Annotated in this window: 23 protein-coding genes; 10 read left to right on the top strand and 13 right to left on the bottom strand. The window is 73.5% G+C overall.

Features of this window, described 5'->3' with window-relative positions; translation table 11 throughout:
- Positions 1 to 628: 628 nt before the first annotated feature.
- On the bottom strand, positions 629 to 1,087 hold the full coding sequence (locus tag PP1_RS17060; RefSeq protein WP_060574447.1) for a hypothetical protein: 459 nt from the start codon (positions 1,085 to 1,087) through the stop codon (positions 629 to 631).
- Positions 1,088 to 1,796: 709 nt separating this feature from the next.
- Here PP1_RS17060 and PP1_RS17055 point away from each other — a divergent pair.
- Both PP1_RS17055 and PP1_RS17050 read left to right on the top strand, forming a co-directional pair.
- Positions 1,797 to 3,011, top strand: a complete 1,215-nt coding sequence (locus PP1_RS17055; RefSeq protein ID WP_010226895.1) for an AI-2E family transporter — start codon at positions 1,797 to 1,799, stop codon at positions 3,009 to 3,011.
- Positions 3,008 to 4,666: an SDR family oxidoreductase gene (locus tag PP1_RS17050; protein ID WP_010226893.1), complete on the top strand. Its 1,659-nt coding sequence runs from the start codon at positions 3,008 to 3,010 to the stop codon at positions 4,664 to 4,666. Before PP1_RS17055 ends, PP1_RS17050 begins: the two co-directional genes overlap by 4 nt.
- Positions 4,667 to 4,681: 15 nt before the next feature.
- On the opposite strand, the gene PP1_RS17045 is transcribed toward PP1_RS17050, so the two are convergent.
- Both PP1_RS17045 and PP1_RS17040 read right to left on the bottom strand, forming a co-directional pair.
- Positions 4,682 to 5,044 carry a BlaI/MecI/CopY family transcriptional regulator gene (locus PP1_RS17045; protein WP_010226892.1) on the bottom strand — a complete coding sequence of 121 codons (363 nt, stop codon included), beginning with the start codon at positions 5,042 to 5,044 and terminating at the stop codon, positions 4,682 to 4,684.
- Between the two features lie 53 nt (positions 5,045 to 5,097).
- The gene (locus PP1_RS17040) at positions 5,098 to 6,228 is read right to left on the bottom strand and encodes a class I SAM-dependent methyltransferase (RefSeq protein WP_010226891.1); all 1,131 of its coding nucleotides are present in this window, start codon (positions 6,226 to 6,228) and stop codon (positions 5,098 to 5,100) included.
- 236 nt (positions 6,229 to 6,464) lie between these two features.
- Between PP1_RS17040 and PP1_RS17035 the strand changes: the two genes are divergently transcribed.
- Both PP1_RS17035 and PP1_RS17030 read left to right on the top strand, forming a co-directional pair.
- On the top strand, positions 6,465 to 6,983 hold the full coding sequence (locus tag PP1_RS17035) for a dTDP-4-dehydrorhamnose 3,5-epimerase family protein (protein ID WP_157178939.1): 519 nt from the start codon (positions 6,465 to 6,467) through the stop codon (positions 6,981 to 6,983).
- 157 nt (positions 6,984 to 7,140) lie between these two features.
- Positions 7,141 to 7,482 (top strand): DUF3040 domain-containing protein, encoded by a 342-nt coding sequence (locus tag PP1_RS17030; protein ID WP_010226889.1) that lies wholly within the window; start codon positions 7,141 to 7,143, stop codon positions 7,480 to 7,482.
- 61 nt (positions 7,483 to 7,543) lie between these two features.
- Here PP1_RS17030 and dnaB read toward each other — a convergent pair whose 3' ends face one another.
- The 5 genes from dnaB to rpsF all read right to left on the bottom strand — a co-directional run bounded on the left by dnaB (position 7,544) and on the right by rpsF (position 11,216).
- Positions 7,544 to 8,956, bottom strand: coding sequence for a replicative DNA helicase (gene dnaB, locus PP1_RS17025; RefSeq protein ID WP_010226888.1), 1,413 nt, complete (start codon positions 8,954 to 8,956; stop codon positions 7,544 to 7,546).
- A gap of 622 nt (positions 8,957 to 9,578) precedes the next feature.
- The gene (gene rplI, locus PP1_RS17020) at positions 9,579 to 10,025 is read right to left on the bottom strand and encodes a 50S ribosomal protein L9 (protein WP_010226887.1); all 447 of its coding nucleotides are present in this window, start codon (positions 10,023 to 10,025) and stop codon (positions 9,579 to 9,581) included.
- A gap of 14 nt (positions 10,026 to 10,039) precedes the next feature.
- A complete protein-coding gene (gene rpsR, locus PP1_RS17015) occupies positions 10,040 to 10,276 on the bottom strand; it encodes a 30S ribosomal protein S18 (protein WP_010226886.1) in 237 nt (78 codons plus the stop codon).
- A gap of 54 nt (positions 10,277 to 10,330) precedes the next feature.
- Complete coding sequence (locus PP1_RS17010; RefSeq protein WP_010226885.1) at positions 10,331 to 10,888, bottom strand: single-stranded DNA-binding protein; 558 nt, start codon at positions 10,886 to 10,888, stop codon at positions 10,331 to 10,333.
- A 13-nt stretch (positions 10,889 to 10,901) separates the two neighbouring features.
- A complete protein-coding gene (gene rpsF, locus PP1_RS17005) occupies positions 10,902 to 11,216 on the bottom strand; it encodes a 30S ribosomal protein S6 (RefSeq protein WP_029239343.1) in 315 nt (104 codons plus the stop codon).
- 235 nt (positions 11,217 to 11,451) lie between these two features.
- Between rpsF and PP1_RS17000 the strand changes: the two genes are divergently transcribed.
- Positions 11,452 to 12,225 carry a deoxyribonuclease IV gene (locus PP1_RS17000; protein ID WP_010226883.1) on the top strand — a complete coding sequence of 258 codons (774 nt, stop codon included), beginning with the start codon at positions 11,452 to 11,454 and terminating at the stop codon, positions 12,223 to 12,225.
- A 46-nt stretch (positions 12,226 to 12,271) separates the two neighbouring features.
- Here PP1_RS17000 and PP1_RS16995 read toward each other — a convergent pair whose 3' ends face one another.
- The 4 genes from PP1_RS16995 to PP1_RS16980 all read right to left on the bottom strand — a co-directional run bounded on the left by PP1_RS16995 (position 12,272) and on the right by PP1_RS16980 (position 18,138).
- Complete coding sequence (locus PP1_RS16995; protein WP_010226881.1) at positions 12,272 to 12,949, bottom strand: NUDIX hydrolase; 678 nt, start codon at positions 12,947 to 12,949, stop codon at positions 12,272 to 12,274.
- Positions 12,950 to 13,345: 396 nt separating this feature from the next.
- Positions 13,346 to 14,902, bottom strand: a complete 1,557-nt coding sequence (locus tag PP1_RS16990; RefSeq protein ID WP_075314869.1) for a glycosyltransferase family 87 protein — start codon at positions 14,900 to 14,902, stop codon at positions 13,346 to 13,348.
- Between the two features lie 182 nt (positions 14,903 to 15,084).
- Positions 15,085 to 17,160 carry a transglycosylase domain-containing protein gene (locus PP1_RS16985; protein WP_075314871.1) on the bottom strand — a complete coding sequence of 692 codons (2,076 nt, stop codon included), beginning with the start codon at positions 17,158 to 17,160 and terminating at the stop codon, positions 15,085 to 15,087.
- A 579-nt stretch (positions 17,161 to 17,739) separates the two neighbouring features.
- Positions 17,740 to 18,138, bottom strand: a complete 399-nt coding sequence (locus tag PP1_RS16980) for a DUF5318 family protein (RefSeq protein WP_010228790.1) — start codon at positions 18,136 to 18,138, stop codon at positions 17,740 to 17,742.
- 200 nt (positions 18,139 to 18,338) lie between these two features.
- Between PP1_RS16980 and PP1_RS16975 the strand changes: the two genes are divergently transcribed.
- The 5 genes from PP1_RS16975 to PP1_RS16955 all read left to right on the top strand — a co-directional run bounded on the left by PP1_RS16975 (position 18,339) and on the right by PP1_RS16955 (position 22,524).
- Positions 18,339 to 18,965 (top strand): PadR family transcriptional regulator, encoded by a 627-nt coding sequence (locus PP1_RS16975; protein WP_010228793.1) that lies wholly within the window; start codon positions 18,339 to 18,341, stop codon positions 18,963 to 18,965.
- 1 nt (position 18,966) lies between these two features.
- Positions 18,967 to 20,046 (top strand): inositol-3-phosphate synthase, encoded by a 1,080-nt coding sequence (locus PP1_RS16970; RefSeq protein ID WP_010228796.1) that lies wholly within the window; start codon positions 18,967 to 18,969, stop codon positions 20,044 to 20,046.
- A gap of 360 nt (positions 20,047 to 20,406) precedes the next feature.
- Positions 20,407 to 21,006: a C40 family peptidase gene (locus PP1_RS16965; protein ID WP_060574438.1), complete on the top strand. Its 600-nt coding sequence runs from the start codon at positions 20,407 to 20,409 to the stop codon at positions 21,004 to 21,006.
- Positions 21,007 to 21,109: 103 nt separating this feature from the next.
- The gene (locus tag PP1_RS16960; protein WP_082399607.1) at positions 21,110 to 21,808 is read left to right on the top strand and encodes a nucleoside/nucleotide kinase family protein; all 699 of its coding nucleotides are present in this window, start codon (positions 21,110 to 21,112) and stop codon (positions 21,806 to 21,808) included.
- The gene (locus PP1_RS16955) at positions 21,805 to 22,524 is read left to right on the top strand and encodes an SDR family oxidoreductase (RefSeq protein ID WP_010227247.1); all 720 of its coding nucleotides are present in this window, start codon (positions 21,805 to 21,807) and stop codon (positions 22,522 to 22,524) included. The genes PP1_RS16960 and PP1_RS16955 overlap by 4 nt, the downstream gene beginning before the upstream one ends.
- Here the strand turns inward: PP1_RS16955 and PP1_RS16950 are convergent.
- Complete coding sequence (locus PP1_RS16950; protein ID WP_010227248.1) at positions 22,493 to 23,404, bottom strand: LysR family transcriptional regulator; 912 nt, start codon at positions 23,402 to 23,404, stop codon at positions 22,493 to 22,495. The genes PP1_RS16955 and PP1_RS16950 overlap by 32 nt on opposite strands.
- Between the last annotated feature and the right edge of the window lie 12 nt (positions 23,405 to 23,416).

Raw genomic sequence — 23,416 nt, 5'->3', positions numbered from 1 at the left:
TGCGACACGGACACCTCCGCGGGACGGCCGGTGGGGCACCGGTGAACCGGGTGACTGCTGTGCCACACGGGACGGGAGAACGGACCTGCTCACACCCCTTGTGACCCGGACGGCCGACCGATACGGTCACACTCCGTGGCGATCTTGTCGCCACCCGAGACCGGGCCGACGACGTCCCGCTCTCGACGGACCGCCCTGTCCGGAACCGCGCTCCCCACGGCTCCGGGCACGGCGTCACCGCACCCGGCGCCGCACGACCGCGCCGGACGGGTGCGCACAGGCGCGAGGGCCGGGTCCGGTGTCGGCTCCCTCCGACTCCGGGCCCGGCCCTCGCCTTGCGTGCTGACGACCCAGCTCCCCAGCCGGTCGTCATCCACCCCGCGGCCCAAGGTTCCGCGGGACGTCTCGTGCGGCCTGCCCGATCCCCGTCGGGCGGGCCGCGGTCTCCGGCCGGTCCCCACCGGCCGGGGTGTTGCGGGTACTCCCCGTCGGGCGCGTCGCCGTGCCCTCGTCATCCGGGACGTGCCGGACGCCGTTCGGTTGCCTGCGCCGCGCCCGGCGGTGCGATCCGCTCCGGCAGGGCCCGACGCCCACCCCGGAGCCGGTGCGACCGGGACGCAGGACGCGGTCAGGCGCTGCGCGCCGTCCGGTGCCGGCCCGCCCCGCCGAGCAGGTCCACGACCGCGGCGCGGTCGGCGGCCCGGCGGGCGTCGCGACGGCGGCGCAGCATCGCCATGGCGGCGTCGCCCGGTGCGTTCGCCGCCTGCCGGTCCGGCGCCTCCGCCTGCGCGGGGACCGGCGCGGCGAGCGGGTCGGCGTGGAACGCCGCCATGGTGTCGGCGGTCCGGGACGCGTCCCGCCGGGTGGTGCGCACGGTCGCCCGGTGCACCCGGCGGACCGCGTTGCCGGTGGGGCCGCGGTCCCGCCAGCCACCGACCGTGAGTGCGTGGAAGATCGGGGTCTCATCGTGGATCTCGGCGTGCGACTCGTGCCGGCCCGGGAACGGCCAGCCGTCCCGGTCGGCGCGCCGCGCCCGGATCGAGGCCTCGAGACCACCGCAGCCGGGAACGTCTTCGAACTCGTACACCCGCCGTACCTCCTGCTCCCCTGACGTCCGTCGCAGGCCCTGCCGGATTCCGCCGGAACCCGCACCCGGCGTACCGCCGTTCGGCCCACTCACCCCGTCAACGGGTGACACACGAGCGGGGAAACGGTGGTTACAGCTCCTCTCAGAGGTCCCCTCTTACGGGTGGCGTAGCCAGAGGGTCACACTCGGTTGTGCACACGGAGAGTGTGCATCCAGGGTCCTTGTGGAGCAGTGCGTAGTCGCGGTCCGGTCGGAGAGGCCGGCCGCGACGCGGCACACCTCTCGCCACGCGTGCAGATCGCCACGTAGAAACCGTTGTGCCGCATTGCGTGACCGGCACGCCACCCGTCGGTGTCCACGACGGACCTCGGAGTGTCCACTACACGTGTGTAGTTCGACGTTCGGTGATCACAGGACGCGACGACTGCTCCGTCCTCCCGCGCACTGGGCCGACCGAGCGGCGCTCGGGCTCACCGGATCGCGCACCGCGCCCAGCGGGCGGCACGGGTCTAGCGTCAGGCGCATGACGGAGCGGAGCGGGGCGGCGGACACCCCGCGGGAGCCCGACGGGGCACCTCCCGGGGACGGTCCGCGTGCTGCTCCGGAGACGGTGTCCGGTTCTCCCGCGCCCGCCTCACCCGCTCCCGCCTCTCCGGCGCCGGACCCGGGACCAGCCCCGGAGACGGCAGCGGAGCCGCACGGTGCCGAGGTGGACGGGCACGCGGCGAGCGGTCCCGACGGTGCCGTGCCCACCGGTCGGACGGCCGCCGAACCGCCCCGCGACGAGGACGTCCCGCAGCGCTTCCGCAGGCCCCCGCCCCGCTCCGAGGTCCCCTCCCCGCTCCGGATCGCCTCCGAGGTGTGCGCCCGGATGCTGGTGATCGCCGCCGGCCTGGCACTGCTGATCTTCGTGGCGGTCCAGCTCCGGGTGGTCGTCATCTCGGTCGCGATCGCGGTGCTGCTGGCGGCGCTGCTCGCCCCACTGGTGCAGTGGCTGCACGACCACCGCGTGCCGCGTTCCCTCGCGACCGGGCTGGTGATGGTCGGCGGGCTCGCCGCGCTCGGCGGGCTGCTCACGGCCGTCGTCAACACGCTGGTCGACGGGACGTCCGACCTGATCGGGCAGCTGACCATCAGCGTCGCGTCGCTGCAGGGCCTGGTCGACGCGACCCCGTTCGACGTGAACGTCGAGCAGCTCGGCACCCAGCTGCTGCAGACCCTGCAGGACAACCAGCAGACCCTCACCTCCGGCGCGGTGAGCACCGCGGCGACGGTCGGGGAGGTGCTCGCCGGGTTCGCCCTCTGCCTGTTCGCGCTGATCTTCATGCTGTACGACGGCTCGCGCCTCTGGTCGTTCCTCCGGCTCCTGGCCCCCGCCCGGCGCCGCGAGCGGGTCGACGTCGCCGGCCGCCGCGCCTTCGCCTCGCTGGTCGGGTACGTCCGCGCGACCGTCCTGGTCGCGATCGTGGACGCGATCGGGATCGGGCTCGGGCTGTGGATCACCGGCGTACCGCTGGCCCTGCCGTTGACGGCGCTGGTGTTCGTCGGCGCGTTCGTCCCGATCGTCGGCGCGGTGCTGACCGGGGGGATCGCCGTGCTCATCGCGCTGGTCGCGAACGGGATCGGCACTGCACTCGTCGTGCTCGGGGTGGTGCTGGCCGTGCAGCAACTGGAGAGCCACGTGCTGCAACCGGTGCTGATGGGCCGGGCCGTGCGGTTGCACCCGCTCGCGATCGCCCTCGCGGTGGCGGCCGGTGTCGTCATCGCCGGGATCACCGGCGCGCTGCTCGCCGTCCCGCTGATGGCGGTGCTCACCGCGGCGGTCCGGTCCCTGGCCGCGCCGCACGAGGTCGCACCGGAGCAGGTGGACCCGCTGCTGCCACGCGACGCCAACCCGGCGACCGCCCCCACCCGTGACGCGTGACCCTGCCGTCCGGGCGCACCGGTGGCACGATCGCCGTCGTGCGTTATCTCGTCACGGGAGCGACCGGTTACATCGGCGGGCGCCTCGCGCCCCGGCTGCTCGGGCACGGTCCCGAGGACGACCTGACCCCGGATCCGGCGTCCGGTCCGGTGCAGGTGCGGTGCCTGGTCCGGAACCCGGACAAGCTGGCCGACGTGCCCTGGGCGGCCGACGCCGAGATCGTCCGGGGGGACCTGCTCGATCCGGCGAGCGTGCGTGCCGCATGCACCGACGTCGACGTCGTCTACTTCCTCGTGCACTCGCTGTCCGACACCGACTTCGCCGCCACCGACCGGCGGGCGGCGCTGATCCTCGGCGAGGCCGCACGCGAGGCCGGGGTGAAGCGGATCGTCTACCTGGGCGGCCTGCACCCCGACGGCGACCCGGACGAGCTGTCGGCGCACCTGGCGTCCCGGGTGGAGGTGGGGGAGACCCTGCTGCGGTCCGGGGTGCCGACGGTCGTCCTGCAGGCCGCGGTGATCCTCGGGTCCGGCTCGGCGAGCTTCGAGATGCTGCGCCACCTGACCGAGCGGCTGCCGGTGATGGTCACCCCCCGCTGGGTCCACAACCGCATCCAGCCGATCGCGGTGCGGGACGTGCTGCGCTACCTGATCCGGGTCGCGGAGATCCCGGAGGAGCTGAACCGGACCTTCGACATCGGCGGTCCGGACGTCCTGTCCTACATCGAGATGATGCGCCGTTACGCCGCCGTCGCCGACCTGGGCAGGCGCCGGGTGCTGCCGGTGCCGGTGCTGTCGCCCGCGCTGTCGGCCCACTGGGTGAACGTCGTGACCCCGGTGCCGAAGTCCATCGCGAAGCCGCTCATCGAGTCACTGGTGCACGAGGTCGTCTGCACCGAGAACGACATCGCCGACCACGTGCCGGATCCGCCCGGTGGGCTGATCGGCTACGAGCGGGCCGTCGGGCTCGCCCTCGCCCGGATCACCGGCGGCGAGGTGGAGACCCGCTGGTCCGGCGCGACGGTGGAGAACGTGCCGTCCGATCCGCTTCCGAGCGACCCGGACTGGGCCGGGGGCAGCGTCTACCTCGACGAGCGCGAGCAGCCGACGTCCGCGTCACCGGAGCGCTTGTGGACGGTCATCGAGGGCATCGGGGGCGAGCGGGGCTGGTACTCGTTCCCGCTGGCCTGGTCGGTGCGCGGCTGGATGGACCGGGCCGTCGGAGGGGTCGGGCTGTCCCGCGGCCGGCGCGACCCGGACGACCTGCACACCGGCGACGCCCTGGACTGGTGGCGGGTCGAGCGGCTGGTCGAGCCGGGTGGGAGCCGCTCGCCCGGCAGCGATCTCGGACCACAGGAGGGGCTCCTGCGGCTGCGCGCCGAGATGAAGGTGCCCGGACAGGCGTGGCTGGACATGTCGGTGACCCCGCGCGACGGCGGCTCCACCTACCACCAGCGGGCCGTCTTCATCCCGCACGGGCTCCCCGGCTACCTGTACTGGTGGTCGGTGGCCCCGTTCCACGGGATCGTGTTCGGCGGGATGGTCCGCAACATCACCCGGACCGCCGAACGTTCCGGTGACGACGGCGACGTCCCCGCGAGCAGGCGGCCGGCCTGGCTGCGCTCCCGGGCCCGGCGCCCGGACCGCGCCGCCTGAGGGCCGCCGCCCGGATCAGCCCCGGTCCGGGCCGGCCAGGGCGTCACGCAGGACGGCGGACTCCCGCTCGGAGACCGAGCGCGCGAAGTGCATCAGGACGGCCTCGGTGTCACCGCCGGTGTCGAGCAGGTCCCGCAGTGCCCGCGCGGTCTCCTCCTCGCGGCTGGCCGCGGGGCGGTAGAGGTAGGCACGGCCGTCGAGCTCGCGGCGCACCCAGCCCTTGCGGTGCAGGTTGTCGAGCACGGTCATCACCGTGGTGTACGCGAGCGGACGCTCCGGGGCCAGGCGCAGCCGGACGTCACGGACGCGGAGCGGCTCGTCGCCGGACCACAGCACGTCCATCACGACGGCCTCGAGCTCACCCAGTCGACCCCGCATCCCGCCTCCCGGACACAGGGTAGCCGCAACCCCCCATGCTCCCCCGGTCGGGATCAGCCGGCGAACGCCCCCGGGACGGGCCTGACCAGCCGCGGGACCGGATCGAGGACGACCCAGCGACCGCCGGCCGCCTCGATCTCCGGCAGCGCCGCACGCACCTCGTCGGCGAGCTCGGCCAGGAAGAGCACGACCCGGTCCGGGCGCAGTGCGGCCAGCTCCGCGGGGGACACGATCGGGATGTCGGTGCCGGGCATCCGGCGGCCCTGCTTGGTGGGCGAGGCGTCGCCGACGGCGGCCAGCAGGCCGGCGTCCAGCCCCGCGTGACACATCACCGGCACCGCCCTCGACGCGGCGCCGTACGCGGCCACGGTGCGCCCGGCCCGCCGCTCCGCGTCCAGCCATCCCCACAGGTCGTGGGCCCGGTCGGCGGACCGCTGCAGCCCGGCGAGCCCGCCCGGGGTGGTGACGCCCTGCTCGTCCTCCTCGCGGAGCAGGCGCCGGGTCCCGGTGTCCGGCGTCGCACCGGCCCGGGCCGTCACCAGGAGCGTCCCGCCGGACAGCGGGTACCGCCACGCCCGGTGCACGGCCAGGCCGTACCGGCGCAGCGCGGTGTCCAGCGCGGGCAGCGACCAGTACGCGTAGTGGCCGTGCCGCAGGTCGTACCACTGGCCGTCACGCAGGACGGTGCCCAGCGACAGCAGCTGCAGGGCGAGCGTCCCACCCGGCGCGAGCACCCCGGCCCGGCGGCGCAACGCGGCGTCCTGGTCGGGCTCGTGCAGCAGCCCGTAGAAGTCGACGACGAGGTCGGCGGTACCCGGCGGGGCGGCGTGCCCGGCGTCCGTCATCCCGCGCCCCGTCAGGCGCGGCAGCCACGACTCGCCGTGCGGGCTGCCGTACTCGACGACCCGATCGCCCGGCCGGACCAGTCCCTCCCGGACCAGCCGCTCCACGGCGCGGTCGCTCTGCTCGGCGACCGCCCGCGGTTCGACGCCGAGAATCTCCTCGCCCACGTCCGCACCGGCCTCGAGCTGAGCCAGTCCGCAGGAACGGCACAGCCACATCCGCAACGGCGATACGGGATCGGGCAGCGGCGTGGCGGCCGGCGGCATGCTGTCCCACGGGGGCTGTTCGCCCAGGTCCAGGACGATCCCACCCTGCTCACCGCGGCAGGAGCGACAGCGCATCCGGTCCGGCACACACCCTCCCGACCACGGTCACGACCGCCGGCCCGGCGATCAACTATCCGGGATAGTAGTAGTCGGCACTGAGCGGGCTCTGCGCACCCGTTCGGAGTAGTGAAGTCTCGCGGAGCGTCACCGAGGACCCGATCACTCGTTGTCGTCACCGGTACGCGAGATCGATCGCACCGCGCCCGGCGCGCGGCGGGCGGCCACGACGACGGGAGCAACAGGTGCAGGTGGTGACGACCGTGGTGCCGGGTGCGCTGCTGCTCGACGCCACGGCACCCGGTGGCGGCCCGGGTGCGGCCGTCGACCCGGGAGCGTTCACCGTCCGTCGTCGGCGGCGTCCCGCCGACGGCGCCGTGCACGGGCTGCACGGCCACCCCGACGGCGCCGTCCTCCTCGGCGTCCCGCGCGGGTCCGGCTACGCCGTCGTGATCGACACCCGGCCGGCGGCCGAGACCTTCGGACGGCTCGCCGTCGCGTTGCTCGACGGCCCGCGCACCCTGCTGGTCCCGCCGGGCTGCCTCTACGGCGTGCAGGCGGTCACCGGCAACACACTGGTCGAGATCCGGACGGCCACCCGGCCGTCCCGCCGGGACCGGCTCGAGGTCGACCCCGACGACCCCGACCTGAAGATCCGCTGGCTGCGTCCGCGCCCGGTGCGGACCCCGGCCGACGACCGTTCCTGGGCCGGGCTCTGCACCCGGCTCGGCGCCCCGGCCGGCCCCCGTCACGACCGCGTCTCGCTCTGGTGAGCCGGCCGCGGGTGAGCCGCGGCACGTGTGACGCCGCCGCCCCCGCGCCGAAGATCACGATTCGGTCACGTACTGTCGCATCAGCCCGGATCGACGACGCCCCTGGCGTTCCGCCGGCACGTGGTGTGCCGTCCGAGACCCTAAGAGGGGTGTTGCAGTGCTCAGCGACCGTGAGCGCCGTCGGCTGCACGAGATCGAGGTGCAGCTGCGACTGACCGACCCGCGCCTGGTGCGGCGTTTCGCCGCACTGGCGGCAGCAGGCCGCGTACCGATCGGGCCGGGTGGGCTGCTGAGCGGCCTCTCCGGCAACGGCGGCGGCCGCTCCGTGCACCGCTCGGGCCCGCTCCCCTCGACCCTGCTGGGTCTCTCCCTGCTGGTGCTGCTGGTGGGCGCCGTCGCGGTCAGCGTGCCGGTCGTGATCGCCGGCATCGTGCTGGCAGCCCTGTCCCTGGGTGTCGCCGCGACGACGGGCCCGCGGGCCCAGCCCGGTACGGCCTGACCGTCCCCGCCGAGCCCGCCGGGCCCCGCCTCTCGCGGGCGGGACCGCCGCCCGGCGCGGCTCAGCCGTGCGCCAGGTCGGAGAACCGGCTGTAGTGCAGCTGGTGGGCCACCGTGATCGTCGTGGTCGGGCCGTTACGGTGCTTGGCCAGGATCAGGTCCGCCTCGCCGGCGCGCGGATCGTCCTGTTCGAACGCGTCGGGCCGGTGCAGCAGGACCACCATGTCGGCGTCCTGCTCGATCGAACCGGACTCACGCAGGTCCGACAGCATCGGCCGCTTGTCCGTGCGCTGCTCGGGACCACGGTTCAGCTGGCTCATCGCGACCACCGGCACCTCGAGCTCCTTCGCGATCAGCTTGATCTGACGCGAGAACTCGGACACCTCCTGCTGACGCGACTCGACCTTGCGGCCCGAGGTCATCAGCTGCAGGTAGTCCAGGATGATCAGCTTGAGGTCGTTGCGCTGCTTCATCCGGCGCGCCTTGGCCCGGATCTCCATCAGCGTCAGGTTCGGTGAGTCGTCGATGTAGAGGGGCGCCTCGGAGATCTCCGACATCCGCCGCGCCATCCGCGTCCAGTCCTCGTCGGACATCCGGCCCGCACGCATGTCGGCCAGCCGGATCCGCGCCTCCGCCGAGAGCAGACGCATCACGATCTCGGACTTGCTCATCTCCAGCGAGAAGAACGCACTGGTCATGCCGTTCTTGATGGAGCACGACCGGGCGAAGTCCAGGCCGAGGGTCGACTTGCCCAGACCCGGACGGGCCGCGACGACGACCATCTGCCCCGGGTGCAGGCCGTTGGTCACGGCGTCGAGATCGGCGAACCCGGTCGGCACGCCCGCGGCCATCCCGCCCTGGGAGGCGATCGCGTCGATCTCGTCCATCGTGGGCTGGAGGAGCTCCTCCAGCACCGTGTAGTCCTCGGTGGTGGTGCGCTCGGTGACCTCGTAGACCGCGGCCTGTGCCCGGTCGACGACCTCCTCGACCTCACCGCCCTCGTTGCCGTGGTAGCCGAGCTGCACGATCCGGGTGCCGGCCTCGACCAGCCGCCGCAGGATCGCCTTCTCCCCGACGATCTCGGCGTAGTACGCCGCGTTCGCCGCGGTCGGCACGGTCGCGATCAGGGTGTGCAGGTACGGCGCCCCACCCAGCCGCACGAGCTCGCCGCGCCGCTGCAGCTCCGCCGACACGGTCACCGCGTCGGCCGGCTCACCACGGCCGTAGAGGTCCAGGATCGTCTCGTAGACGGTCTGGTGCGCGGGCCGGTAGAAGTCCTCCGGGCGCAGCACCTCGACCACGTCGGCGATCGCGTCCTTGCTCAGCAGCATGCCGCCGAGCACGGACTGTTCCGCGGTGAGGTCCTGTGGGGGCTGACGGTCGAAGGTGCCGTTGCCGCCTTCACCGGAGCCACCGGCCTCGCCGTCACGGACGGCCCGAGGCCGCCCGGCAGGACGGTCGTCGGTCAGAGCCATACGCAGCGTCACCCCCGGTGAACAGCTTAACGAACACACGTTCGATGCGCGAGCGACGGATGGGTGTCGCCCGCGCTGATCTCCCGCGATCTCCGGCTCTCACGGCGACGTCCGTGCGCGGCTCGCGCACGGCCCCTCGCCGGGCCGGTACGACCGAGGCTAGGTCGGTGCGGGCACCGCGCGCGAACCGGTCTGGTGATCGACTTGGGGATGAACTGTGCACCAACACCGCCCATCCCGGGACCGTGCTGTGGACATGTTGGGGACAACAGCCGGATTCGTGCCGGAACAGCAGGTCAGAGGCATGGGGACGGGTGTGGACAACTTTGCTCTGGCGTGTCGGCGCAGACCTCTCGTGGGCGTGTCGGACTCCCCGGGGCACCGCTCACCGTCCGTCGCGTCCACAACCCCGTCCGACGACCGGGGCGTCACCCTGCGGCGTGTCGCCTGCGTGACAACGGATCCCGCCCCATTCACTCGACAGGGTGTCGCAGTCCACGTAGGACTCCGGAGGGCGAGACCGCGGCCCCGATCGGTACCGACGAGAAAGGGCGGTGCCCGGAGCACAGGCTCCGGGCACCGCCCTCACTACGTTGCGTGGCCGAGTGACCACGGCCACAGATCAGCCGGCGACGACCGCGATCGGCAGCTCGGTGGTGACCTCCGGGTGCAGGCGGACCTGCACCTGGTGCTTGCCCAGGGTCTTGATGTGACCCGGGACGTCGACCGTCCGCTTGTCCAGCGCCGGGCCGCCCGCGGTCTTCACCGCGTCGACGACGGCAGCCGGCGTGACCGAACCGAACAGACGACCGCTGGCGCCGGCCTTGGCCGGCACGGTGACGTTCAGGTTCTTCAGCTGCGAGTCGACCTGCTGGGCGTGGCCCAGGTCGCGGATCTCGCGGGTCTTCTGGGCCCGGCGGATCTGCTCGACCTGCTTCTCGGCGCCACGGGTGGCGACGACCGCGAGCTTGCGCGGCAGCAGGTAGTTACGGCCGTAGCCGTCCTTGACCTCGACGATGTCACCCGGGGCGCCCAGGTTCGGGACGTCGGCGTTGAGGATGAGCTTCACGTGTCTCCCCTTCCTCAGCGAGCGGTCGAGGTGTAGGGCAGCAGGGCCACCTCGCGGGAGTTCTTGACCGCGACGGCGACGTCACGCTGGTGCTGCCGGCAGTTGCCGGTCACACGGCGGGCGCGGATCTTGCCCCGGTCGGAGATGAACTTCCGCAGCAGACCGGTGTCCTTGTAGTCGATCGGCTGGGCCTTGTCCTTGCAGAAAGCGCAGACCTTCTTCTTCGGCTTGCGCACGATGGCCTTGGCCATGGTGGTGCTCCTGGAGTAGTCCACCGCCCGTGACGGGCGGGATGCGAACGTGGATCAGAAGGGGGGCTCGTCGTCGGACGCCGCTCCGCTGCCCGCGGGCGGGGCCGAACCCCAGGGGTCGTCATAGCCGCCGGAGTTGCCTCCACCGGACCCGCCGCCGCCTTGCTGGCCGCCGCCGAATCCGCCGCCACCGCCGTCGTAGCCGCCACCACCGCCGCCGCCACCGAAGCCACCGGAGCCTCCGCCCCGGCTGACCTTGTTGACCTTGGCGGTCGCGTAGCGGAGCGAGGGGCCGACCTCGTCGACCTCCATCTCCACGACGGTGCGCTTCTCACCCTCGCGGGTCTCGAAGGACCGCTGGCGGAGACGCCCCTGCACCACGACCCGCGCACCGCGGGTCAGCGACTCGGCGACGTTCTCCGCCGCCTGCCGCCAGATGTTGCAGCGCAGGAACAGCGCCTCCCCGTCCTTCCACTCGCCGGACTGGCGGTCGAAGGTGCGCGGTGTGGACGCGACGGTGAAGTTGGCGACCGCGGCGCCGGAGGGGGTGAACCGCAGCTCGGGATCCGCCGTCAGGTTGCCCACGACGGTGATCACGGTCTCGCCGGCCATGACTGCCCCTCTCTCAGCCGGCGGCGGGCGCCGGCGTGCGGGTGACGTCCTTGCGCAGCACCTTGGTGCGCAGCACGGACTCGTTCAGGCCCAGCTGGCGGTCCAGCTCGGCGACGGTGGCCGGCTCCGCGGCGATCTCGACGACCGCGTAGATGGCCTCGCCCTGCTTCTTGATCTCGTAGGCCAGCCGGCGCTTGCCCCAGACCTCGATCTTCTCGATCGATCCGCCGTCGCTCTTCACGACGGTGAGGAACTGCTCCAGGGACGGCTGCACAGTGCGCTCGTCCAGGCTGCCGTCGAGGATGACCATGACCTCGTAATGACGCATGAGAACCACTCACCTCCTATGGACTCGTGACGGTCACGACCCCGACGGCCGTGACAGGAGGTTCTCAGTGCCCCCCGACAGTTCTCGATCCGCGACGACGTCGCGGCGACGACACTGCAGGAGAGCCGGGAAAGGTTACCAACGCCCGTCCGGGCCCCGACCTGCGGGTACACCGCTCCCGGGTCCCCGGGGCGGCGGGCGCCCGCTGTCGGGGGGCCTCGCTACCGTTGCCCGCATGCAGATCGGAGCACACGTCCGGGACGCCGAGGACCCGCTGGCCGAGGCCGGCGAGGTGGGCGCCGAGGTGATCCAGCTCTTCCTGTCCGATCCTCAGGGCTGGAAGAAACCGCCACCGCACCCGCGCGCGGCGGAGCTGGCGGCCTCCGAGGTCGCGGTGGTCGTGCACGCGCCCTACACCGCGAACGTCGCGTCGACGAACAACCGGATCCGCATCCCCTCCCGCAAGATCGTCCAGCAGCACCTGGCGGGTGCGGCCGAGGTCGGCGCGTTCGGCCTGGTCGTGCACGGCGGCCACGTCACGAAGGACGACGACCCGGCCACCGGCGTCGACAACTGGCGCAAGTTCGTGGAGCGCCAGGCCGGTGAGCACGGGTTCGACGTACCCGTCCTGATCGAGAACACCGCCGGCGGGGACAACGCGATGGCCCGCCGGTTCGACGCGCTCGGCCGGCTGTGGGACGCGGTCGGCGAGTTCGGCGTCGGGTTCTGTCTCGACACCTGTCACGCCTTCGCCGGCGGGGAGGAGCTGGCCGGTCTCGTGGAGCGCGCCCGCGCGATCACGGGGCGGATCGACCTGATCCACCTGAACTCTTCGCGCGACCCGTTCGACTCGGCCCGCGACCGGCACGCCAACATCGACTCCGGGACCATCCCGCCGGACGAGCTGGCCGCCGTCGTCGCCGAGGCCGGTGCCCCGGTCGTGGTGGAGACCCCGGCCGAGGGGCAGGCCCGCGACATCGCCTGGCTCCGCGAGCACGCCACGGCCTGAGCCTCACCGGGCCACCGGGCCACCGGGCTCACCGGGCTCACCGGGCTCACCGCCAGGCGAACACCGGCTGTTCCAGGTGCGCCACCCGGGTCGCGCGGCCGTGCAGCACGACCTCCCGGAACTGGTGCAGCACCGCGCCAGTGGGGGCGTGCACGAAGCGGTCGAACAGCGGCACCTGGATCACCGGGGCGTCCGACTCCGGGATGGTGAGGAACCGGGGCTCGTGGTCGATCTCCGCCAGCGGCGGGCGGTGCAGCTCGCCGACCTCGTCGGGGTTCGGCACGGGCTCCCCGGCGCCGCCGGCCCACAGCACGACCGGCGTGATCACGTAGCCGGAACGGGTGGGGTAGTCGTCCAGCAGGCCCAGCACCCGATCGGGACCGAGCTCCAGACCGATCTCCTCGGACACCTCGCGCCGGCCCGCCTGCTCGGCGGTCTCGCCGTCGTCGAGGCGGCCGCCGGGCAGCGCCCACTGTCCCGAGTGCGCGCGCAGCGACCGGGCCCGCCGGGTCAGGACGAAGGCGATCTCGTCGGCCAGCGGCCCGTCCCCGGTGGCACCAGGGACCGGGAGCAGCGTCATGGTCACGGCCGCGGCGCGCTTCCCGGCACGGTCGGCGTCCGACACGGTGTGGCGCGCGTGCGGCGGGAGGACGGTGAGTGCCTCCCCGATCCGCTCGCACAGCCGCTGCTGCACCCGGTCCGGGACCACCGCGTCGTCGCCCATGGCCCGATCCTGCCGCACCGTCCCCGCACCGGCGCCGACAGCGAGACCCGGGTCACCCCGGGCTCGCCGGCCGCACAGGTTGTCGCCGAACCGCACGAGTTCTCTGCGCCCCGCACAAGGTCGAGACCGTGCGGGGAGCCCTGGACGTGTGCGGTTGAGGGCAGATTGTGCGAGGCGGCGCCGGCCTGTGCCGCGCCGGGGCCCTGCGGGGCCGGCGCCCCCGCACCGCGACCGGGCGGACCCCGCGACGCCCGGCCGAGCTGCGCGGCAACCCGACAGACCCCGCGACGCCCGGCCGAGCTGCGCGGCGACCCAGCAGACCCTGCGACGTCCTGCCGAGCTGCGCGGCGACCCAACAGAGCGGCGGAGCGGCGGAGCGGCGGAGCGGCGGAGCGCTCAGGATCGCGTGGGCGGATCGCGCCGTTCGGACCGGTTCGGCCACGGCTCCCGGACGGCCGCGTCCCGCTCCGGAGCGCCCCGCACACGGCGCCGCCGCGGCGGTTCCGGACGATCGGTCCCCGTCACTCCGGCGGCAAGGCCGATCTCGTCCGCTGCCACCGGTCCCGCGCTCTGTCCCGCGCCCAGCAGCGAGCTCGACGGCCCCGCGCCCGGCCCCGGCGGCACCGGGGCCGCGGCGACGGGCCCGGTCGCCCGCGGCCACACGGGGTCCGGGTCCCGTCCGGGCTCCGGCTCCCGGCGCAGGATCTGCCGCACCACGAGCACGCACAGCCAGACCACGACCGCGTCGCGGACGAGCACCGTGACCAGGAACGGCTCGACCGGCAGACCCTTGGCCTCGACCCCGAGGTACTGGTACATCCGCGGCACCCAGACGAGTGCGTCGACCGTCATCCAGGCCAGCAGCAGCCTCCACCGCGGCAGCGCCAGCACGGCGAGGGGCACCAGCCACAGCGAGTACTGCGGGCTCCACACCTTGTTCAGCAGCAGGAACGCCGCGACGACGAGGAAACCCAGCTCCGCCACCGCAGGCGGGCGCGGGGCGCGCCACGCCAGCCAGGCGATCGCGGCGAACGCGAGCACCATCAGCGCGGCGGTGACGGCGTTGAGGACGGAGGGCGCTGCACCGTCGGCGAGCCGGCCGTCGAACCCGGCCCAGCCGGTGAACCAGTACAGCGAGTACCAGATCGAGTCCGGGTCGGCCGGACGCGTGCGGTTGAGCAGGAAGAACTCCGCCCAGCCGCGTGGCCAGGCCAGCGCGACGGGCAGGTTCACCGCCAGCCAGGACCCGATCGCCGCACCGATGACCCACGCCGCACGCGGCAGGCCACCGGAGGACCGTCGTCGCCACCCGACGAGCAGGATCGGCAGCAGCAGCAACGCCGGATAGAGCTTCGCGGCGGCGCCGAGCCCGATCAGCACGCCCGCCCAGCCGGGCCGGTCCCGGCGCAGCGCGAGCAACGCGCCGGTCGCGAGCGCGACGGTGACGGTGTCGAAGTTGGTGAAGGCGTGCACCAGCGCCAGCGGGGAGAGCGCGACCAGCGCGGCGTCCCACGGGCGTTCGGGGCGGAGCATCAGCACCGCCCACACCACCGCGAGCCATCCGGCGGCGAGCCAGAACGCCGTGATGTCGAAGTAGACGACGACGTCGAGCGCGCTCGGCAGCGGCAGCCGCTCGGACAGCCACATCCACCCGTCGGTGAGCTGGGCGTTCAGGTACTGGAAGAACCCGGTGAGGACCGGGTACTCCATGTAGCGCTCGACCCGGGACCCGTCGGCCGCGGACTCGAACCAGGCGTCGCGGTAGGGGACGCCGTCGTCGGCGAGACCTTCGAGCCCGTAGAGCGGAACGGTGTCGGAGTAGCACATCGCGACGTACTGGCGGTCGTTGCGCCAGTCCAGCGCGAGCACCCCGTCCGCGGTGCGGTACTCCTGCAGGCAGGCCGCCTTGCCGAGCCAGCTCACGGCCAGCACGACCACCGCGAACAGCAGCACGGTGCGCAGCGGCGTCCAGTACCGGGCCCGGCCGACGAGCGCGTGCCTGCCGAGCGGGCCCCCGGCGATCCGGCTGGCCGAGCGCGCCAGCGGCTCGGTCCACGTCGGGACGACCCGGCCGGTCGGGCCGTCCCCGGTCCGCCGCTCCTCGGGCGGGGCGGGGCCGGGACGGCCGGCTCCGGTCAGTTGTTCTCCCCGGTCGGTTCGCCGCCGCCGTCCGGGTCCTCGTCGTCGGCGAACGGGTTGTCCCGGCCGGGGCGGTCGTTGCCCGTGGACTCGCGGGTCCGGTCGCCGCCGTCGCCGCGGCCGGGGTCGCCGTTCCCGGAGTCACCGTCGCCGGACCCGTCGCGTCCCGGTTCCCCGCTCGGCTCCGCGGTCGGCTCGGCGCTCCCGGTGGGCTGCTCGCCGGTGTCGGTGGATGCCTCCCGTGCGGGGGGCGCCTGGCCGATCGGCTCGAAGCCGGAGAACCGTTCGACGGGGGTGCCGTCCAGCACGTCGTCCATGAACGACTGCCAGATCGAGCCCGGCAGCATCCGGCCGTAGATCGGGTTCCCGGAGGAGTTCCTGATCGGGCTGTTGTCGTCGGTGCCGACCCAGACCGCGGTGGACACCGACGGCGTGTAGCCGACCGTCCAGGCGTCGTTGTTCTGGCCCTCGGTGCCGCTCTGCACGGTGCCGGTCTTGGCGGCGACCGGCCGGCCGCCGCTCAGGCCGATCCGCGAGGAGTCCGCGACGTCGGTCATCGACTCGGTGACGTTGCGCGCCACCTCGGGGTCCATCACCTGCTCGCCGGTGTCGGTCGAGCCGCGGTCGAAGATGACCCGGCCGTCGCTCGCGGTGACCTTGGCGACGAGGTACGGCTCGCGTTTCACACCGTCCGCGGCGAAGGTGCCGTAGGCCGACGCCATGTCCTCCGGGTGGACCTCGCGGTCACCCAGCGAGATGCCGCCGGTGGGGTTCGGCAGGAGGTCGCCGGGGATGCCGGCCTGGTGCGCGGCCTCGGCGACCTTCTGCGGGCCGACGTCGAGACCCATCCGGTAGAAGACCGTGTTGATCGACTTCGTCATGGCCTCCTTGACCGAGCAGCTCGCACAGCTGACGCCCTCGGAGTTGGTGACCTTCGCGCCCGCCAGGGTCTGCGGGGAGGAGCCGTCGTAGGTGGCTCCCAACCCGATCGGGTCCGGGGCCTGCAGGGCCGCGGCCAGCACGAACGGCTTGAACGACGACCCCGGCTGCTTGAGCACGCTCGCGTAGTCGAGCCCGACGCCGTTCTCGCCGCCGTAGTAGGCGAGGACCGCGCCGGTCTTCGGGTCCACCGACACCAGCGACGAGCGCAGGTTCTCCGGCTGGCCCTCCATGATGTCCTTGACCGCCCGGGTGGCGTCCTCCTGGGCCTTCGGGTCGACCGTGGTGGTGACCGTCAGTCCCTGGGTGTTGATCTCCGTCTCGGAGATGCCGAGCCTCTCCAGCTCGGCGCGGGCGGCGTTGTAGATGTGGCCGCGGTCGTCGCCGGGGATGCCGCCGCCCTGGTTGCCCGCGGACTCCCGCCACTGCGGGAACTGCTGCTGCGAGCGCTCCGCCGGGGACAGCCAGTTCTGCTGGACCATGCCGTCGAGGACGAACGCCCAGCGCTGCTGGGACATCTCGAGGTTCTTCGCCGGGTCCCAGCGCGAGGGCGACTGGATGAGGCCGGCGAGCATGGCGCCCTCGGAGGGGCCGAGGTCCTGGACGTTCTTCCCGAAGTACGCCTGGGACGCGGCCTGCACGCCGTAGGCACCGCGACCGAGGTAGATCGCGTTCAGGTAGTTCTCCAGGATCTGTTCCTTGGTCATCTCCTTGGAGATCTTCGCCGCGAGCACGACCTCGCGGAACTTCCGGAACAGCGAGTACTGGTCGTTGCCGGTGGTCACCTTCACGTACTGCTGGGTGATCGTCGACCCACCACCGATCCCGCCGGTGAGCTGGTTGATCACCGCGCGGCCGATGCCGGAGATGTCGAAGCCGGGGTTGGAGTAGAACGAGCGGTCCTCGGCGGACAGCACGGCCTGCTGCACCGGCAGCGGGACCTGGTCGAGGCCGACACTGGTCCGGTTGACGTTGTCCGGCCGGACGGTCGCGAACGGCGCTCCGTCGGCGTAGGAGAACGTGGCGACCTGGCTGACGGCGATGTCGTCGGCGTTCGGCACAGGGAACACCAGCCAGCCGATCGCGAACGCGACGAGCGGGCCGATGACCGCCAGTGCGGCCGCCCCGAGCACCCAGTTCCGGATCCGGCGCCGGCGCGACCTGCCGCCCTTCGGGGGCTCGCCGCCGTCGCCGGGACGGCGGCCGTCGCCACGTCCGGGCGGGCCGGGCGGACCGCCACCGGCGCGGCCGGGTGGCGGCTGCTGTGCCGGGTACGGGCGGTCGACCGGGTCGAAGTTGCCGACGCCGGAGTCCTCGTGGGTCAGCAGCGGCGGCGGCGACTGGGAGTACGGCGACTGCGGCGGCGGCCGCTGACCGGGGGGCGGCCCGGGCGGGGGCCCCGGCGGCGGTCCCGGGCGACCGTTCGGCCCCGGACGGCCGGGGGGCGGTCCGGGGGGCGGAGGCGGCGGAGGCCCGTTCCGGCGGGGTCCCTGACCCGGACGGGGAGCCGGTGGGGGGAGGGGACGGCCGGGGGGCGGCGGGGGTCCGGGCGGCGGGGTGCGCCGGGGGTCACGCTCGTCGTTCACCGGGCGGCTCCGTGGGGTGCGGTCTCGCTGGTCCGCCGTCCGGGCCGGGGGAGCCCGGGGCGGTGGTCCGTTCGCGGTCCGGTGCCGTGCACGCGGTCCGGGTCGTCGCGGCGCTCGGTGTGCGGGTCATCCGCCCGCGGTCCTGGGTCCGCGGCGCTGCCGCCGGCCGGTGCCGAGGACGAACGACCGGACCAGATGGTTCCAGCCACACGCCCGGCACACCTCGACGACGTGCACCGTGAACTCGGGATGGTGCGCGGCCAGCTGCTCCAGGTCGGCCCCCGAGCGGGCCGAACCGGAGACGTGCCGGAGGCTCTCGCCGAACACCCAGGACACCTGGGCGAGCGGCTCCTTGCGGCACACCGGGCAGGTCTCGTCGACCGTGGTGCCGTGGAACCGGGCGGCGCGGTGCAGGTAGGCACCCGCATCGCACACCTCCTCCGGACCGACCCGACCGGCGCGGACGTCGCCCAGCAGCGCGCGGCGCTGCAGGGCGTAGTCCACCACCTGTCGCGGATTGAGCACCCTTCCAGGGTACGCGCGGCCGTCCGTCGTACCCAGCGGCCGCCCCGTCGGAGTAGCGGTCCCGGCCCAGGTGACGGCCGTCCACCCGGGTCACGACGGTCTGTGATGACGATCATGCATGAGGCGCGCCGATGTATCGGACCGATATAGTCGTACGGGTCGACCCCGGGCGGGGCCCGGGGGTGACGAGGAGGTGTGCCGTGCTGGAGTTCGCCGTGCTCGGCCTGCTCCAGGACGGCCCGCTGCACGGGTACGAGCTGCGCAAGCAGCTCGGTCGCCGGCTGGGCGGCCCGCGGGCATTCTCCTACGGGTCGCTGTACCCGGCGCTGCGCAGGCTCGTCCGGGCCGGGCTCATCGCCGACACCGGCGATCCCGCGGACAGTGTCGCGGGTGGCCGGCTGCGGCGCGGCCGCCGGGTCTACCGGATCACCGGCGACGGGAAGGACCGTTTCGCCGAGATCCTCGACGAGGCCGGGCCACAGGCGTGGGAGGACGGAAGTTTCGGCGTGCACCTGGCGTTCTTCTCGCGGACGCCGGTGGCGACGAGGATCCGCATCCTGGAGGGTCGCCGCCGGACGGTGGAGGAACGCCGGGACGGACTGCGCGTCACGCTGGGACGCACCGGTGAGCAGATCGACCGATACACCCGCGAGCTGCACCGCCTCGGGCTGGAGAGCTCCGAGCGCGAGGTGCGCTGGCTGAACGAGCTGCTCGCGACCGAACGGGCGGAGCAGCTCGACGAGACCATCCCCGGCACGGGAGCCGGTACGGACGCCGGACCCGGATCCGGCGGGCAACGACAGGACGAGACAACAGGAGGAGCCTGACATGAGCCAGGTTCGGGTCGCGGTCGTCGGCGTGGGCAACTGCGCGGCGTCGCTGGTGCAGGGTGTCCGCTACTACGCGGGCGCCGACCCGTCGACCAAGGTCCCCGGCCTGATGCACGTGGACTTCGGCGGCTACCACGTCGGGGACGTGACGTTCGTGGCCGCGTTCGACGTCGACGCGAAGAAGGTCGGGCACGACCTCGCCGACGCCATCTCGGCCAGCGAGAACAACACGATCAAGATCGCGGACGTGCCGCCGCTGGGCGTGACCGTCCAGCGCGGGCCGACCCTCGACGGCCTCGGGCGCTTCTACCGGGACACGATCACCGAGTCCGACGACGAGCCGGTCGACGTCGCGCAGGCGCTGCGCGACTCGGGCGCCGACGTCCTCGTGTCCTACCTGCCGGTGGGCAGCGAGGACGCCGACCGGTTCTACGCCCAGGCCGCCATCGACGCCGGGGTCGGCTTCGTGAACGCGCTGCCGGTGTTCATCGCGTCCGACCCGGAGTGGGCCGAGAAGTTCCGTGCGGCCGGGGTGCCGATCGTCGGTGACGACATCAAGTCCCAGGTCGGCGCCACCATCACCCACCGGGTGCTGGCGAAGCTGTTCGAGGACCGCGGCGTGCAGCTCGATCGCACGATGCAGCTCAACGTGGGCGGGAACATGGACTTCCTGAACATGAAGGAGCTGGAGCGGCTCGAGTCGAAGAAGGTCTCGAAGACCCAGTCCGTGACGTCCCAGGTGGACCGGGACATGGGCAAGGACAACGTGCACATCGGCCCGTCGGACTACGTGGCCTGGCTGGACGACCGCAAGTGGGCCTACGTGCGGCTGGAGGGCCGGGCGTTCGGTGACGTCCCGCTGAGCCTGGAGTACAAGCTCGAGGTCTGGGACTCCCCGAACTCGGCCGGGATCATCATCGACGCCGTGCGCGCGGCGAAGATCGCGATGGACCGCGGGATCGGCGGACCGATCCTCTCGGCGTCGAGCTACTTCATGAAGTCCCCGCCGGAGCAGTACCGCGACTCCGAGGCGCGGGACAAGGTGGAGGAGTTCATCCGGGGCGAGGGCGACGCCTGATCACTTTCCGTTCCGGTGCCGGCCCGGACGGTGACCACGCAGGTCACCGCCGGGCCGTCGCCGTTTCCGGAGCAGGAAGTTCCCGATCCGGAATCTTCTCGGAATTGTTCGTGAGCGCAGTCATGCATTGATTGTGTGCTGCGTCATTTATTCGAACGATATGTGTTCGTAATGTGCGCGTCGGCCTTGCGCGACCGACGCCCACCCGGGGCGGAGGGGCGCGGGGTCACCGCCGGGCGACGACGCGGGCGGGAAGCCGGTCCCGGCACGTCGCTCCCTCGGCACGCCGGTCACTCCCCTGAAGAACCGGCGTTTCCGCCTCCACCGCACGCCCGGGGTGCTACTCCCGAGGATTTTCCCGTGCCCCAGCGCACCACCGCTCCGGCGCTCCGCGTCGCCGTCGTGGCCACCGCCGCCGCGGCGGCCGCCCTGTCCGTGCTCCCCGCGGCCGCGGCGGCCCCCGCCGACGCCGCCCCGGCCCCCGCCGCGTCCGTGACCCGTGACGTCGCGCCGGCCGCCACCGTCCTGCCCGCCGCCCCCGCACCCGCGGTCAACCCCGCCGCGCAGAACGTGGCCGAGGCCGCCAAGGCCGCCGCGCCCGCCGCCCGTGCCGCGGCCGCCCGCAGCAGCGCGCTGTCCACCGCGATGGCTCAGCTCGGCAAGCCCTACAGCTGGGGTGCCACCGGGCCCAGCGCGTTCGACTGCTCCGGCCTGGTCAGCTACGCCTACAAGAAGGCGGGCAAGGACGTCCCGCGTACCAGCAAGGCCCAGGCGTCGGCGGGCACGAAGGTGTCGAAGTCGAACCTGCAGGCCGGTGACCTGGTCTTCTTCTACAGCCCGGTCAGCCACGTGGGCATCTACATGGGCGACGGCAAGATCGTCCACGCCTCCACCAGCGGCGAGCCGGTCAAGGTGTCCGACATGGACGCGATGCCGTTCAACTCCGCGCGCCGGATCTGATCCGGCCCCGGACGACCGGACCGGCGGCCCCGGGACCGTGCCACGCGCACGGTCCCGGGGCCGTCGTCGTCGCGTACCGGTGTCCGGCGTCGACAATCACCGCATGAACGTCGACGGGGACGGCCCCGCCCACCCGCCCGGTGACCGCGTGACGGCCGACGGGCCCGACGCGCTCGCCCGCCGTGCCGTCCGCCTCCTCGGCGACCGGCCGCGCGTCCTGATCGGACTGGCCGGCAGCCCGGGGAGCGGCAAGACGACCCTGGCCGCCGCCCTGGCCGAGCGGCTCGGCCCGGCCGCGGTCGCCCTGCCGATGGACGGGTTCCACCTCGCCAACGTCACGCTCGACCGGCTCGGGCGCCGGGACCGGAAGGGTGCGGTGGACACGTTCGACGGGGCCGGGTTCGCCGCGCTTCTCGACCGGGTCACGTCGACGACCGGCGAGACCGTCTACGCGCCCGGCTTCGACCGGGCAGTCGACGAGCCCGTCGCCGGCTCGATCGCGATCGAGCCCGGGCACCGGATCGTGCTGGTCGAGGGCAACTACCTCCTGGTGCCCGACGAGCCGTGGGCCCGGATCCGGCCGCTGCTCGCGGCGGCCTGGTTCGTCGGGACGCCGGAGGACGAACGGTTGCGTCGCCTGGTCGAGCGGCACACCCGGCACGGCCGCACCGCGGAGGCGGCCCGGGCGTGGGCCCGTGACGTCGACGGCGCGAACGCCGACCTGATCGAGTCGACCCGTCGGCGCGCGGATCTGGTGGTGCCCGGCACCGCCGGTGCCGGGTCCGTAGGTTCGGGTCCATGACCTCGCCCCGCCGCCCCCTCGCCCTGATCACCGGTGCCTCCCAGGGCATCGGCGCCGCCGTCGCGAAGCTCATCGCCCCGCGGTACGACCTGATCCTGGGCGGGCGCGACGAGCGGCGGCTGGCCTCGCTGACCGACGAGCTGACGACGGCGGGCCCCGTCACCGTGACGACCCTGCCGGTGGAGCTCACCGACGACGACGCGCTGGCCGGTGTCCTGTCCGGCATCGACCGCCTCGACGCGCTGGTGCACTCCGCCGGGATCGGCGAGCTCGGCACGGTCGCGGACACCCCGGCCGCGACCTGGCGGACCCAGTTCGACGTCAACGTGGTCGCGGTCGCGGAGGCCACCCGGCTGCTGCTGCCCGCGCTCCGGGCGGCCGGTGCCGACGGCGGCGCGGACGTCGTGCTGGTCAACTCCGGTTCCGGCATCGCCGCGCGGGCGGGCTGGGGCTCCTACGCCGCGAGCAAGTTCGCGCTGCGCGCCTTCGGCGACGCGCTGCGGGCCGAGGAGTCCGGCAACGGCATCCGGGTCACCTCGGTGCACCCGGGCCGGGTGGACACCGCGATGCAGGAGCGGGTCGTGGCGCACGAGGGCGGCGAGTACGACGGGTCGCGGTTCCTGCGGCCCGAGTCCGTCGCCTCCGCGGTGCTCGCCGCGCTGACCGCGACCCGCGACGCACACCTCACCGAGATCGTGGTGCGCCCGCAGGGATAGCAGCGACCGCACGCAGCTCGTCCAGCGCGGCGAGCACCGGCGGGGTGTGGGCGGCCGCGTCCCGCACGACGGCCAGGATCGAGCGCACCGGCACCGGCCGGACGACCGGCACCGCACACGTCCCGGCCGGGATCCGGACCGCACCGAGCTCGGGCAGCACGGTGATCCCGATCCCGGCCGCGACGAACGCGAGCGCGGTCGGGTAGTCGTGCGCCTCCACGTGGAACGGCGGGCGGAACCCGGCGGCGGTGCACGCCTCGACCAGGTTGCGCCGGCACCATCCGCGGGCGAAGTCGTTGTCCACCCAGCGCTCACCGGACAGCTCGGCCAGCTCGATCTCGGCGCGGTCCGCCAGCGGATGCGTCTCCGGCAGCACGGCGACGTACGGGTCGTCGAGCAGGTGGTGCGCGGTGAACCCGGGCCACGCCTCGAAGTCCGGCCGCTCGACGGCGATCTGCAGGTCGGAGCGGTCGGCCGGGTCGTCGGGCAGCCACTCCCGCAGGGCGAGGTCCAGCCGGACGCCCGGGAACTCGGTCCCGAGCCTGCGCACGACCCGGGGAAGCCAGGCGCCACCGACGGAGGCGAAGTACGACAGCGACAGCGCGCCCGTCCGCCCCGCCCGGAGGTCCGCCACGACGACCTCGGCCTCGCCGAGCCGGGAGAGGATCGCGTCGGCCTGGTCGGCCAGCACCAGCCCGGCGGCCGTGGCCCGCAGCCCGCGGCCGGCCCGCTCGAACAGCGCCAGGCCGGTCTCGCGCTGGAGTGCGGTCACGTGCTGGCTCACCGCCGACGGCGTGTAGCCGAGGTTGGCGGCGGCGCCCTGCACCGAGCCGCTCGCGACGACGGACCGGAAGACGCGCAGACGATGGGTGTCGAGCACCCCAGGACTGTA

This window comes from Pseudonocardia sp. P1, from assembly GCF_000178675.2.
GTDB lineage: Bacteria > Actinomycetota > Actinomycetes > Mycobacteriales > Pseudonocardiaceae > Pseudonocardia.
This window is presented reverse-complemented; position numbering and strand designations above follow the sequence as displayed.